General features: G+C 43.9%; 12 protein-coding genes. 3 read left to right on the top strand and 9 right to left on the bottom strand.

Annotation, left to right across the window (positions count from 1 at the left end):
* Positions 1 to 60: 60 nt before the first annotated feature.
* Positions 61 to 210, bottom strand: coding sequence for a 50S ribosomal protein L33 (gene rpmG / locus BM101_RS03140; RefSeq protein ID WP_087030645.1), 150 nt, complete (start codon positions 208 to 210; stop codon positions 61 to 63).
* A gap of 220 nt (positions 211 to 430) precedes the next feature.
* Here rpmG and BM101_RS03135 point away from each other — a divergent pair, with 220 nt between their 5' ends.
* Both BM101_RS03135 and BM101_RS03130 read left to right on the top strand, forming a co-directional pair.
* On the top strand, positions 431 to 793 hold the full coding sequence (locus tag BM101_RS03135) for a DUF6115 domain-containing protein (RefSeq protein WP_087030642.1): 363 nt from the start codon (positions 431 to 433) through the stop codon (positions 791 to 793).
* Between the two features lie 10 nt (positions 794 to 803).
* Positions 804 to 1,304, top strand: coding sequence for a hypothetical protein (locus tag BM101_RS03130; RefSeq protein ID WP_087030639.1), 501 nt, complete (start codon positions 804 to 806; stop codon positions 1,302 to 1,304).
* A gap of 86 nt (positions 1,305 to 1,390) precedes the next feature.
* Here BM101_RS03130 and BM101_RS03125 read toward each other — a convergent pair whose 3' ends face one another.
* Entirely contained in the window at positions 1,391 to 3,436 is a 2,046-nt protein-coding gene (locus BM101_RS03125; RefSeq protein WP_087030637.1) for a peptidoglycan D,D-transpeptidase FtsI family protein, read from the bottom strand.
* A gap of 163 nt (positions 3,437 to 3,599) precedes the next feature.
* Between BM101_RS03125 and BM101_RS03120 the strand changes: the two genes are divergently transcribed.
* Positions 3,600 to 6,284 (top strand): YfhO family protein, encoded by a 2,685-nt coding sequence (locus tag BM101_RS03120; RefSeq protein ID WP_177194344.1) that lies wholly within the window; start codon positions 3,600 to 3,602, stop codon positions 6,282 to 6,284.
* A 172-nt stretch (positions 6,285 to 6,456) separates the two neighbouring features.
* Here the strand turns inward: BM101_RS03120 and BM101_RS03115 are convergent, their stop codons facing one another.
* The 7 genes from BM101_RS03115 to BM101_RS03085 all read right to left on the bottom strand — a co-directional run bounded on the left by BM101_RS03115 (position 6,457) and on the right by BM101_RS03085 (position 12,859).
* On the bottom strand, positions 6,457 to 7,233 hold the full coding sequence (locus BM101_RS03115) for a DUF1295 domain-containing protein (protein ID WP_087030631.1): 777 nt from the start codon (positions 7,231 to 7,233) through the stop codon (positions 6,457 to 6,459).
* Between the two features lies 1 nt (position 7,234).
* Positions 7,235 to 9,028, bottom strand: coding sequence for a DAK2 domain-containing protein (locus tag BM101_RS03110; protein ID WP_087030627.1), 1,794 nt, complete (start codon positions 9,026 to 9,028; stop codon positions 7,235 to 7,237).
* 34 nt (positions 9,029 to 9,062) lie between these two features.
* Positions 9,063 to 9,464 carry a DUF2177 family protein gene (locus BM101_RS03105; RefSeq protein WP_087030624.1) on the bottom strand — a complete coding sequence of 134 codons (402 nt, stop codon included), beginning with the start codon at positions 9,462 to 9,464 and terminating at the stop codon, positions 9,063 to 9,065.
* A 181-nt stretch (positions 9,465 to 9,645) separates the two neighbouring features.
* Positions 9,646 to 10,323, bottom strand: coding sequence for an ABC transporter ATP-binding protein (locus BM101_RS03100; protein ID WP_087030620.1), 678 nt, complete (start codon positions 10,321 to 10,323; stop codon positions 9,646 to 9,648).
* Positions 10,324 to 10,333: 10 nt separating this feature from the next.
* On the bottom strand, positions 10,334 to 11,425 hold the full coding sequence (locus BM101_RS03095) for an ABC transporter permease (protein ID WP_087030617.1): 1,092 nt from the start codon (positions 11,423 to 11,425) through the stop codon (positions 10,334 to 10,336).
* Between the two features lie 178 nt (positions 11,426 to 11,603).
* Positions 11,604 to 12,059, bottom strand: a complete 456-nt coding sequence (locus BM101_RS03090) for a MarR family winged helix-turn-helix transcriptional regulator (RefSeq protein WP_087030614.1) — start codon at positions 12,057 to 12,059, stop codon at positions 11,604 to 11,606.
* A 191-nt stretch (positions 12,060 to 12,250) separates the two neighbouring features.
* Positions 12,251 to 12,859, bottom strand: a complete 609-nt coding sequence (locus tag BM101_RS03085) for a superoxide dismutase (RefSeq protein WP_087030611.1) — start codon at positions 12,857 to 12,859, stop codon at positions 12,251 to 12,253.
* Positions 12,860 to 12,981: the final 122 nt, after the last annotated feature.

The following is a 12,981-nucleotide window of genomic DNA, read 5'->3' as shown; positions in this document are numbered from 1 at the left end:
TCCAAGCCCGGCTTTATGGGGCAAAAAAAAAACAACAGGATAGCCTGTTGTTAATTCACATTATTTTGTTTCACGATGTAGAGTCACGCGTCTTTCACGTGGACAATATTTTTTCACTTCAAGACGGTCTGGATTGTTACGTTTGTTTTTCTTTGATAAGTAATTACGTTCTTTACATTCCGTACATTCCAATGTAATGTTTATCCGCATATTCTTCCCTCCAAACATAAAAAAATTGAAGATCGAATCATCTTCTGCATTTGACATTGTACCATTTTACAATATCGATTACCAGTCTTTTTTCATGATAACCCCTCAAATCTCTGTTTTTCCCTCCAACTCCAAATAAAATTTTTCTAAGTATTGCAGAAAGCCGTTAATTTCATTAGAATGTTATCAGGTGTCAAATAGATGGAAATGAGGTGACAAGATGGAATTATGGACTATCGTGATTGTCCTATTAGCGATCGCTATCGTGCTGCTGTTTATTTCTTTTTTCGCAAAAGATAACGGAAATAAATTGGCCGACGAAGTGCGCGACTACACACTACAACAGACGGAAGACATTCATCAATTAAAACAACGAATCGTTGCCTTAGAAGAGGAATTAGGTAAAGAGGTTATCATCGCTGAAGATGCGCAAACAGTTAAAAAAATACATAATTTAACAAAGCAACACATTATTTCTATGTATGTGAACGGAAAAACTTTTGATGAGATAGCTGAACAACTTAATGTCCCTATTACAACCGTGCAACTAGTTGTTGATAATTACATAGAGCAAACAGTATAGAGGAGAGCTTATGAATAAACAGAGATTGCGTTTCTTATCAATCGGCTTCTTGCTGTCTGCTCTCATCCTGTCCGGGTTCCAACTTTTTTATCCCATGGATTCCCCCGCAGAGAATGCAGATACGACAGCGAATGTCGCGTCGGATGGTTACAAGGAAAAATATGAGAGTCTGCTCGTTGAAGTAGAATTGCAAAAAAAAGCGGCTGAATCGGTTGCAGTCACTTCATCAGATACAAGCTTAGCTGAATCGGTGCCAGAAGCAACCGCCAGCCAAGCTGTCGCTACAAGCGAATCAAGTGCAGGCACAACGGTAAAATTCGTCATTGCTCAAGGACAACCGACTTCGGTTGTGATAGACAATCTGGTCAGTGCCGGATTGATTGCTGACAGAGCCGTATTTGAACAGTATTTAACTGAACATAACTTACTTTATAAAATAAATTACGGCGAATATGAGCTATCCCGCGATATGGGATACGAAGTGATCGCAGACATCATTACACTGGAATAAGAAAAAAACTTTTCGGATCAGTTGCTTTTAACTGGTCCGAAAAGTTTTTTTGTTCCCCTATTGTTTCAATAAACGATGTAAAATTTTTATTTCTTCACTGCGTATTCGCCTGTATTGAAATAAGCATCGAACACTTTTTTAGAAATCGGCGTTGCACGTCCGACATCGGTGCTGAGATAAGGTACGACCACCGTCACCGCTATTTTTGGATTATCGAATGGTGCGTAGCCCACAAAAGTGGAGTTGAAGACACTCGTATTTTTTAAATTTTTATTGTTTCCATCATAGAATGCTTCGGCCGTACCGGTTTTCCCCGCTACATTGTTTGTGTCCTTGCCGAATGTAGAATATGCCGTTCCGTTTGTGCTGTGGGTTACTTGATAGAAACCTTGTTGGACCCGCTTCAGTGCAGCTGGGTCGACGTTTACTTGGTTCATCACTTTCGTATCCATCGTCGTCTCAATGGGGCCTAAGCCGCCCGTTTTATCCGTTCCGCGGATTTCCGAAACTAATTTCGGCGCGTAGCGTGTGCCGCCGTTTGCGATGGTATTGACATACTGGGATAACTGCAAGGTCGTATACAGATCATATTGCCCAAAGGATTCGTCGACTACATTAGCAGCACCTTCACTAAAGCCCTTCAAACCGCTGGCTTCATTCGGCAAGTCAATCCCCGTCTTCACGCCCAAGCCGAATTGGGAAAAATAGCTTCTCAGTTCATCAATCAGGTCCGGCGAAATGTTCAATGTGCCTCCGGCTTCATATGTTGACTGGCCGCCCATCAACATGGCAAGTTTTATCATATAAATGTTGGATGAACGCGTCAAAGCCTCGATGTCACTGATTGCAACTTGATTTCCTATGGTCGGATTGAACACGGATTTCTTGAGTTGCGACCCTTGGAATTGCAGGGGTTCATCCACCAAGACGTTATTGTTCAGACTGATGACCCCGCTCATATAACCGCTCAAGACGGTCGCGCCTTTGACGACTGATCCCATTCCATAGCTGGAATTGATGACACCCAATGCATCATCGGTAATTTCGTTTGAAGTCGTCCGCTGCTTCCCGGTCATCCCCAAAATTTCTCCGGTATTGGGATCGGATGCCACTATATAGACGCGATCATTGTATGGATCGACATTGCTTTTCAGGAAGTCCGTCGCAATCTGTTCGATTTTCTTCTGAAAATCGATATCGATCGTCAAAACGAGGTTATCCCCTTTTTTACCATCGTAGGTTTCTGCACGGGTCAAAACTTCCCCCGATTGATCCGTTACGGTCTCCCATTGCGATTTCGTGCCGCTCAGAACGGGTTCGTATTGCTGTTCCAAGTAGGAATTGCCGACCCGATCATTGCGTGCATACCCTTTCGCTAAATAAGCGGCGGCCTGATCGCTCGGCAATCCCGTTTTCTCGTTGGTGACGCTCCCCAAAACACTGCTCAACAGGTCCCCCTCAGGATAGACCCTTACCCAATCCGTTGCGACATCAACCCCTGATAGCTTTGTCAGATTTTCGCTGACGCGTGCCAGTTCTTCATCGGTTACCTCTTTATTTTTGATGTTTGTCGTGGATAAAGCATAGGCGCTGTTCATGCTTTTGAAGATTGCGGCGACCTGTCTTTCTTCCTCTGAAAAATTAATTTCTTCGGGGGTTATTTTCCCCAATTCAAGGTCATATAATTCAGAACCCGGCAATAGTTTTTCAGCATCCGTCAAACGAGCCAGCAACTCTTCATTGTGGACCGCTATCCAATAATCCTTTAAATCCCTTTCGGTAAGGCTCTCGCTATCAACCTTTATCAACCCTCCCAATACTGAAGCGACAGCTGCCATATCAGCAGCGGTTGTATTCGCCCCCCTTGTATAGGTGATGGCGTGTTGCGGCTCATTGCCGACCAATACCGTGCCATCGCTATCATATATTAAGCCACGCGGTACAGACTCTGTCACCAGCGTTGTTTCTGTCCTTTTTACAATTGCTTCAAACTCATCTCCCCTGATGATCTGCAGAAAGCCTAATCGGAAAATGACTGCAGAGAACAGGGCAAATACTATGAAAAAGAGTAGGTTCAAGCGAAATGGGACATGCGATTTTTTCTTTCTTTGTTGTTGGCCGTTATCTTCCAATTGAACACCTTCCTAAAACCTAAATTCATTTTCAATACCCTATTATATCAAAAAAAGATGTCATTACAATTGAAGCTGAAAAATAAATGCATTACACCTCCCTTTGTGTTATTTTTATATAAGGTATTTTAAAGACTTTCATCTAAACGGAGGAATGTGCAGCATGCTTAAACATTTTCCAACCATGGTAAAGAATAAAGAAACGTTATTGATCGCTTTCTTTTTGCCGCTCTTCATCATGACTACCATTTACGCTGTAATGGGCGTTTATCCTTTCGGAGACAATACGTTGCTGACGGTTGACTTGGGGCAACAATATGTGGATTTCTTCAGTTACTATCGTCATACCCTCTTATCTGAACCTTCAGCTTTGTTTTATTCTTTCACCAAGGCGATCGGCGGGGATATGGTTGGCCTTTGGGCATACTATCTGATGAGCCCGTTTAACCTTATTTTCTTATTTTCTCCCCAAAAACTATTGCCTGTGGCGGTAACCTTATTGATTTTATTGAAAATAGCTTTCTCCAGTTTGACCTTTGCCTATTTGCTGATTGCCAGATTCGAAGGGAAAGGCTTGCTTGTTCCGACTTTTTCGGTCAGCTATGCCCTGATGGGTTATGTCATCGTCAACCAGTTGAACGTCATGTGGCTGGATGGTTTGGTTTTTTTACCGCTCATCGTATTGGGACTGGAAAGGCTGATCGACGGAAAAAAAGGTGTTCTGTATAGCCTTTTCCTTGGCATCATGCTTTTTTCGAATTATTATATCGGCTTTATGATCTGCTTGTTCCTCGGATTCTATTTCCTTTTTGCGTTCTCGAAAAAAGATCTGTCCGGATTACCGTCCCTTAAATCGAAAGCAAAAGATTTCATTGTGCAGTTTTCCCGGTTTGTTTTCTTTTCCGCACTTGGGGCGGGATTGAGCGCACTGTTGTTGTTGCCGACCTTCTACTCTCTGTTGGGCAGCAAAGCCAGCTATACAAACGATATGATTGATTGGAGTTTTGCCTATCCCCCTGCAGAAATCCTGTCGAAATTCTATATCGGCGCATTCAATTTCGACCAGATGCCGACAGGGCTCCCCAATGTATTCATTGGGACCCTCGCGCTTCTAGCTTTCATCTATTATTTTGCAAACGAAGCTTTCTCCAAAAAAGAAAGGATCGTCTCTCTTTTGTTGACTGTTTTCTTTTTCTTGGCGATGAACGTTCAGTTCATCAATAAGTTATGGCATGCCGGGCAATATCCGATTTGGTATCCCTACAGATTTTCGTTCACCATCTGCTTTTTCTTCCTATTAAATGGATTCCGGAGCCTGCAGAAGTCAAAAGTCTTTCCCTTGCCGCTAGCTTGCTCCATCCTTGTCGTCAGTGCCGTAAGCGCCATTTATGTCATCAAAAAAGGCTTCGCATTTCTTGAGCCTGCTCAAGTCTTGGCGAGCTCGATTTTAGTTGTATTGTTCCTTATTTTCCTGATGCTACGGGAAAATAATTATAAATGGATGCCTTACCTGCTGCTGTTCTTGACAGTAGCGGAAATGACGGCAAATGCAGCTATCGATCTCTTCCGACTCGGCTACGTGAAGTATGACCAATTTAACGATTATCAGGTCGTCCTTGCAGATGCGCTGAAAGATATTCGGATGCCCAAAGATGATTTCTATCGCATCGAAAAAACGTTTCAACGATCCAAGAATGACAGTTTCCAGGCGAATTACGCGGGTATCAACCATTTCAGCTCCACCTTCGAAAAAGAAATCCCGGCCCTATTCGGCTCGCTGGGCTTCCCTGAAGGGAATGGTTTCGTTGTCTATTCTACCGGTACCCTTTTTACGGATGCTTTGTTCGGCGTGAAATATCAAATCCAGGACAAGAAGCTGCCCGAATACATTTATGACGATAAAGCAATCTATCAAATAAATCGCAATGCGACCCGTCCCGATCTCCAGAAATACGCATTATCTTCGGAAACCGCGCGAACGACGACGTATGAAAATCCTTATGCCTTATCATTGGCATTCGGCGTTTCAAAAAGCGTATTGGATTTGAAGCTCATCGACAACCAGCCGATTTTGATGCAGGAACAATTGCTGGATGCGTTCACTGACCAATCGAGCACCCAACCTTTTTTCGCTTTAAAAACATTTGACTCCACCGTGTTCCAGAATGTGACTTCCAATACAGCAGATTATCAAAACACGACTTACTTCAAGGCCGCAGCCGGCATGGTATCAAGAATTGAATTTCAATTCACGCCGGAAACGAACAACCCTTACTATCTGATTCTGGATTCCGGGATTGATGACAAGAATGCTAACCTATATTTGAATGACGTCAAACTGGACTACTACAAGACATACCGCAATGATCAGGTGATAAACATCGCCAGTAACCAAGCTGGAGAGAATGTAACCTTCACGATTGAGTTGATTGGGGATAACATCAGGATCCAGGATTTGAAACTCTACGAATTTGACCAAAACAGTTTTGAACAAGTCATCGCGGACAGACAAACAGAGGGCATGGAAATTTCCGATTTCAGCCAGACCCACATCGAAGGCACCGTGCATATCAAAGGAGATGACCAAGTGCTGATGACCACCATCCCTTACAGTGAAGGCTGGACTGTCGCAATCGATGGCGAGCCGGTTGAAACCGAAAAAGCCTTGGACAGCTTGTTGGCAGTCCCCATCAGCCAAGGCGAACATCAGATAACCTTCACCTACAGAACGCCTTATGCCATTGCCGGCGCAGCGGTAAGCGCTGCTTCTGTCCTCCTGCTGCTCTTGTTATCAAGGAAGAAAATTGCGAACAACCAAACGTCGCCTGAAAACGAGAAAAACGCTTAAAAGCACCACGAGAAAAACAAGGGGGCGGGATACATCATTTATCATGATGTGTCCCGCCCCCTATTTGTGTAATCAAAGCACGCCTTCATCGGAACCCGTAATTTTGAAGCTCATCTCGCTCAGAAAAAAACGGCCGACAGCTTTTTAATTTGAAGTCCGGTCCCTGGAAAGTTTATTGTTCTTTCTTCGGAAACCAAGGGAAAAATTTGTTCGTTCTGCGCGAATATGCTGCAAAGTCTTCCCTGCCTTCGTATTTCTTCTCCAGCAGCGGTACCCCCGAAACAAAGAGGAGCAGGAGCGTTATGATTACCGGACTGACGACCGTAAATAGATCTCTCGTTCCCGATAGCGAAACCAGGAAAATGCCCCACCACATGACCGATTCTCCAAAATAGTTAGGATGTCTTGTATATTGCCATAATTTTTCAGTCATCAGTTTGCCTTTATAATTCTTATCCGCCTTGAAAGCCTTCAATTGGGCATCGCCGACGCTCTCAAAAACAAAGCCGGTGACCCACAAAAGCACGCCCAAATAATTGATGGCTTTCATCTGTTGCATGTCAGATGCACTGGTCACCATAATCGGGAGGGAAATGATATAGGCCAGTATGCCCTGAAGCAGAAAAACGTTCGCATATGCCTTCAATCGGGCATAGGATGTCCCCCATTTTTCCCGCATGTTGATATAGCGATAATCCTCAGGCTTATTCCAATTCCGGATTGTGATATATAAAAACAGTCGAAACGCCCAAAGCGCAACCAGGAATGCCAAAACGACCGCCCGTACGCCCAGACTCCCATCAACCAACAGTGACGAAATCGCAACCAGAAGAAAAGCCGGCCCCCAAAAGCTGTCTACGATGGAATTGTTTTTCAATTTTTGCGCAACCAAGAAAATGATCGTAAAATAGACCCATAAAACGAGTGCGCTGACTATGAATGGATTCATCCTATTTTCCCTCCTCACACATGTATGAAACGGCGACACTGCCGACCCCTGCGCTCATCCCTACAATGGTCGATATATTCATTATATATTCCGGCTCTTTCCCCAGCAATTTCGTGCATCGCAGGCTGAACACCTCCGCCCTGCTTGCATCATTTGCGTGAACAATGGCATATCTCGTGATCTTATCTTTTTTATTGACTTCATTTAACATACCCATTATTTTGCGCATATTTGCCTTTTCGCTGAAGGCATTCTTTTCGATTTTCCCTTTGCCGATGTTATCGATGGATATCACCGGCTTTAAGTTGAGCGCTTTTGCCGCGAAGCCCGAGACTTTCCCCAACCTTCCGGATCTGACCATATACTTCAAGGTATTGACGCTTACTAGAATATTCGTTTTCTCCCTCAAGGATTCGATTTCTCGGACGATTTCCTCCATCCCTTTGCCGGAATGAATCAACTCGGCTGCCTTCATGACAAGGAGGCCTTCCGCACCGGAATTTTTTTTCGAGTCGATGACCACAACTTGCTTCCCTTCCCCTGCATATTTTTCCGCAGCCTTACGGAAGACGCTGTAGGTCCCGCTTTGTTCCTTGGCCACCGTCACGATGATGACCTTCTTGTAATGATCGGTCAACGCGCGCAGATAACTTTCTATGACGACGGGATTGGGCTGTGAACTCGTGGGGTATTCGGCGATTTCATCCAGTATAGGATAAAATATTTCCGCCGTCATCGTCAACTTATCCAAATAGGAGGTCCCCTCGAAATGCAGCGATAACGGAACCATATGAACTTGAAAACGATCGATCACTTCCTGAGGAACATCGGCAATGGAATCCGTTACCAAAGCGATATCGTACTTGCGTTCAAAAGCATCTTCATTTTGCCGGACCATATCATCTGCTTTCTGTTGAACGATGACTCCTGCTGTCCTGAGAACCTGGAATATTTTTTCGGGAGTGTTCGTATGGATATGTATCCTTGCTTTCCGATCATTTCCCGCAACGATCAGCGAATCGCCGAATTGCGAAAGCGACTCTTTTATGGCTTCATGATTGATGAATTCGCCGGTAACCAAGGCTTCCGTACAGTATCTGTGCAGGATCTCTTGATTGCTGTGTATCAAATCTTCATTGAATGAAAAATCTTCGTCAGCCTCGACCAGTTCCGTTCCCAACTTGCCGGATTTTAAAAAATCCAAAAAGCCATTGATGAAATGGACAAATCCTTTCGCGCCTGAATCGACCACATTGGAATTTTCGAGAACCTGCAACTGCTTTGTTGTCATCTCCAAAGAATGCGATGCATCCGTCATCGCTTCCGAAAACAACTCTTGAAAATCAGCGGCCTTATCCTTGTTTCTGTATATGGATTCCGCCCAATCTTTGATGACAGTGATGATGGTCCCTTCGACGGGATTCGCAATAGCTTTGTAGGCGTATGGGACTGCATTCTTTACGGTCTCGGCAAAGGAAACCATGTTGATTTTCTCTTCGTCAAGCAGGCTCATGAATATGCCGTTTATGTATTGCGCAATGATGATGCCGGAGTTCCCCCTGGCCCCGTTCAACGCTGCGTCTGCTATGGTGCCCATCGTAGCTTTGACGGTATGCAGTATTTTGGCGTCTAATATGATGGCGTGCATCGTTGATGAAAGATTACTCCCGGTATCGCCGTCCGCAACCGGAAAAACATTGATTTCATTCAATGTTTTTTTATTTTTAATGACTTCCTGTGCTCCAGAAACAAAAGAATAATATAATTTTTCACTATCCAAATATTGAACGCTCATTTTATCGCTCCTGTCTTAGGCTATTCTAAAAAAATTAAAAAAAGAACTTCTCTGCAACAACGTAGGTGATTCCCGCTGTAGCCGCGTTAAGGAATGTTCCCCAGACGAGGTCGATGACTGTAATAAGCAATGGCCAGTCCTTCAACGTGGCAAGATTCGTCAAATCGTAGGTCCCATAGGCGATGAGCCCGAAAAAACCTCCCGCAAGAATGGCATAAAGAAGACTTCCCTTTGCAAGCGCCGGGTTGATGACGAAAAAGACCAACCCCGCAATGAACAGTAGATAAAAAATGATTGCGGCTGTCCAATTGACCGTCGGTGTCATCAAGTGCCCCAGATATTTTTTGTAGAGATTCTTGGATATGACACCTAGCCAGACGATATCCACCAGAAAGAACACTGCTAAAGTAAGTAAATAGATTTTCACGCTTTCCATTTCCTATTCCCCCTTATCACTGAAATGATCACAGCTCATACTATTGATTCCTATGGGGTGCCACAGCAGCCCACTAAACAATTACTCATCTAAAGCAAAAGGTTTTAAAAAAGAGCCAGAAATAAGTAACCATTTTCTGACTCTATCTTTCTTGGGCTTCTTTTTTCCAACTCACAGCATGTCAGATTTTTTCCCTTTCGGTCAAGACGCCATCTTTCATCACATATATTTTATCACAATATCCAATCAGTCGTTCGTCGTGAGTAACCATGATTGTCGCTTTCTTTTTAAGCTTTGTTTCTCTCGCCAAAATTTCGACAACCTCAAATGCTTTTTGTGTATCCAAGCTAGCGGTAGGTTCATCCGCCAGGATAACGGAAGGATCATGGTACAATGCTCTCGCGATGGCTACCCGCTGGCGTTGTCCGCCTGAAAGGTCGCTCGGGAATTTATTTTTCAAATCCATAATGCCCAGTTCTTCCAAAAGGGAATCCCGTTTTTCTCTATCCACTTTTGACTTTGCTACTTTGTTCGCCAAATGCAGCTGATCTTGGACCGTCAAAAACGGAACCAAATTGGAGGCTTGCAATATGAATCCGATTTCCTCAAAGCGAAGTTTTGCGCGTTTCTTTTCCGACACTTCGCTGAAGGGATTCCCGTTTATCATGACTTTCCCTTCTGAAGGTGTCTGTAGTCCTCCCGTAATCGTCAAGAATGTGCTTTTGCCGGACCCGCTCGGTCCGATGACGGCGACAAATTCCCCCGCCTCAACAGAAAAATTAGTTTTTTTAAGTGCATCTACTTTCATTTCCCCTTCTCCAAAAGAACGGGAAACATCAATCAATTCAATTAATTTCATCTTTACTCTCCTATCCGATTGCTTTTAGAGGATCGATTTTTACAACGGCCCGTACAGAGAACAATGCTCCCAATATTGCCATGATGATCAATATCGCCGTTATGCCTGCCAAGAAAACTGGGTTCGTCCGATAAGGGACAGCTGCCGGCAATACCAATGATGTTCCGACCGTCAACAGTAGACCGATACCGACACCAATCACTGCCAATAGAAATGTCTGCGCAACGACAGATTTGGCGATATAGCTCGATGAAATGCCTTGTGCCTTCATAACACCGAATATACTCGTTTTTTGGATGGTCAGGACGTAGATGAAGATGCCGATTACCACTGCTGCAATCACGACCAGGAAGCCGATCATCAGGCCGAATGTCAGTACTTGCGCGTTGTATCCCGGAATCTTATTGATGTAGTCCGCAATCGGATACACTTTCAAGCCGTCATTATTGATGGTGATGCCATTAAGCGAGTTGTTGCTCCCCCTCACGATAAGGGCACTGACACGGCCGTTTTCCGTTTTATCCACTTGTTCAAAACGGATATCCTGGAAAGTGGAAACCGTTGTATACAAAACAGGGGCTACGTTAAATTTGGCATCTTTGGTGAAACCTACCACTTTAACTTCTTTTTCTGATCCCGCAAGCTGCAACGTATCTCCCAATTCGATGCCGTCCTCTTCTTTCAGGCTGATGTCCGCGATGACCTCATCATCCTTTCGAAAAGCTTCCCCTTCAATGACTTTCGGCATGATGAATTGATCAGTTTCGATGCCGAAGAAGGTTACATTGATTTTGGTGCTATCTCCCGTTGTCCCCTTTTTTCTGACAACGTTGGGCGCCTGTCCCAACACCGCGATATCCTTCGCCTCGACATCCTTGACAGCGCCTAAATTGAGCATGGACATATTGATGTTCGTATTCGATTCATCCGTCAAGACGATGCCGTCCGCCTGCCATTTATCGACGCTTGTGCGATTATCTTGCGCCAATCCGTAAGCTAACCCCACCAGAAAAAATACTAAGTAGGAAACCAATACCATCACGCCGATGATCAATGAGAATCTTGTTTTTGAATGCTTTATTTCTTTCCAAGCTAAGAACATATTCTGTAACCCTTCTTTCATTTTGAATGATTTTCAACATTTCGGGCGATTTCCCAACCGATTCTATAGCCAGGATGGATCACCCCTCTTTTCCTTTTTTTACAATAGCTCAAGCAGTATTTTTTCGCTATAAGGCATGCTGGAACGATTCCGCATTACCTTAAATTGTATCAACCTACTACTGCGGACGCCCTTCCATCGCGGCGAAAGCCCGGTTCAGTATCTTTAGCTGCTTCATCAATGTTTCGCCCTCGATGCCGGTAAAATTGCAGATGCTTATTTCTTTCAAAATGGATAGCGCGATATCCCTCTTCGATCGCTTGCCTTTTTCCGTCAAAGAGACGATCACGGATCGTTTGTCTCCCAGCGATGGCGTTTTTTTTATCCAATCCTGTTTTTCCAATCGGGTCATTATCGGATTCAAGGTACCGATGCCCATGCCCAATCGTTCGCCTATATTCTTGATGAGTACCCCGTCTGCATCCCACAATGCCAACAAAACCAAATATTGCGGAAAGGTCAGTTGAAAAGGTTTCAAGGCCCGCCCATACATTTTCGAAAAACCGTTTGAAGCACGATATACTTCAAAACAGAGTTGTTGATCCAATGCTCTATCAAAGATAGATTCATCCATTTGCTCTACCGCCTTCCTTAGGAACACATCCATATAAATCTCCCACGATGTATCTTACAAGATGTATATTATATTAAATCTTGCAACATGTAAAATAATTCAGCTTATTTTTTATAAACGCTGCAGGTATTGCTTCCGAATGCAGAAAGAAGGCCTTGGAACTCACGCTCCAAGGCCTTCTCTATTGGTCATTATTTTGCAGCTTCGAAGCGTCTGTTAACTTCATCCCAATTAACAAGGTTCCAGAAAGCTTTAATATAGTCTGCACGAACATTCTTATAGTTTAAATAGTAAGCATGTTCCCATACATCTAAACCTAGAATAGGCGTTTTTCCTTCGCTGATCGGTGAATCTTGATTAGGAGTGGAAGTAACTTCCAATTTTCCGTCAGCCACTACCAGCCATGCCCAGCCGGATCCGAATCGGCCTAAAGCCGCGGCGTTGAATTTTTCTTTCAAGGCATCGAAACTGCCGAACGCTTCATCGATTGCCGCTTTCACAGCACCCGTTGGTTCTCCGCCGGCGTTGGGAGCCAGGACAGTCCAGAACAAACTATGGTTAGCATGCCCGCCGCCGTTGTTGCGAACAGCTGTGCGGATATCTTCCGGAACGCCATCTAAATCAGTCAATAATTCTTCAACTGTTTTTTCAGCCAATTCTGGATGTTTTTCTAATGCCGCATTTACGTTTGCCACGTATGTGTTATGATGTTTGTCGTGGTGTAAATGCATCGTTTCCACATCGATATGCGGCAGTAAAGCATCATACGCATAAGGTAGTTCAGGTAAAATAAAAGCCATGTTAAGTTCCTCCTAATGAATATCATATTTTCTAGCTGTTATCAATGTATCATCATTCTCCGACTTAATCAAAAATAATGCTTCGAAACCGTATTGAAAAATTATTGCCATTTTATTTCTTT

It is taken from the genome of Trichococcus palustris (assembly GCF_900114465.1).
Taxonomy (GTDB): Bacteria; Bacillota; Bacilli; order Lactobacillales; family Aerococcaceae; genus Trichococcus; species Trichococcus palustris.
The sequence above is the reverse complement of the archived record's forward strand: the minus strand, read 5'-3'. Positions and strand labels throughout refer to the sequence as shown.

Bases quoted from the DNA above. Each gene is read 5' to 3' on its own strand.
- rpmG (WP_087030645.1), bottom strand. From the start codon at position 210: ATGCGGATAAACATTACATTGGAATGTACGGAATGTAAAGAACGTAAT.
- BM101_RS03135 (WP_087030642.1), top strand. From the start codon at position 431: ATGGAATTATGGACTATCGTGATTGTCCTATTAGCGATCGCTATCGTG.
- BM101_RS03130 (WP_087030639.1), top strand. From the start codon at position 804: ATGAATAAACAGAGATTGCGTTTCTTATCAATCGGCTTCTTGCTGTCT.
- BM101_RS03120 (WP_177194344.1), top strand. From the start codon at position 3,600: ATGCTTAAACATTTTCCAACCATGGTAAAGAATAAAGAAACGTTATTG.
- BM101_RS03115 (WP_087030631.1), bottom strand. From the start codon at position 7,233: ATGAATCCATTCATAGTCAGCGCACTCGTTTTATGGGTCTATTTTACG.
- BM101_RS03110 (WP_087030627.1), bottom strand. From the start codon at position 9,028: ATGAGCGTTCAATATTTGGATAGTGAAAAATTATATTATTCTTTTGTT.
- BM101_RS03105 (WP_087030624.1), bottom strand. From the start codon at position 9,464: ATGGAAAGCGTGAAAATCTATTTACTTACTTTAGCAGTGTTCTTTCTG.
- BM101_RS03100 (WP_087030620.1), bottom strand. From the start codon at position 10,323: ATGAAATTAATTGAATTGATTGATGTTTCCCGTTCTTTTGGAGAAGGG.
- BM101_RS03095 (WP_087030617.1), bottom strand. From the start codon at position 11,425: ATGTTCTTAGCTTGGAAAGAAATAAAGCATTCAAAAACAAGATTCTCA.
- BM101_RS03090 (WP_087030614.1), bottom strand. From the start codon at position 12,059: ATGGATGAATCTATCTTTGATAGAGCATTGGATCAACAACTCTGTTTT.
- BM101_RS03085 (WP_087030611.1), bottom strand. From the start codon at position 12,859: ATGGCTTTTATTTTACCTGAACTACCTTATGCGTATGATGCTTTACTG.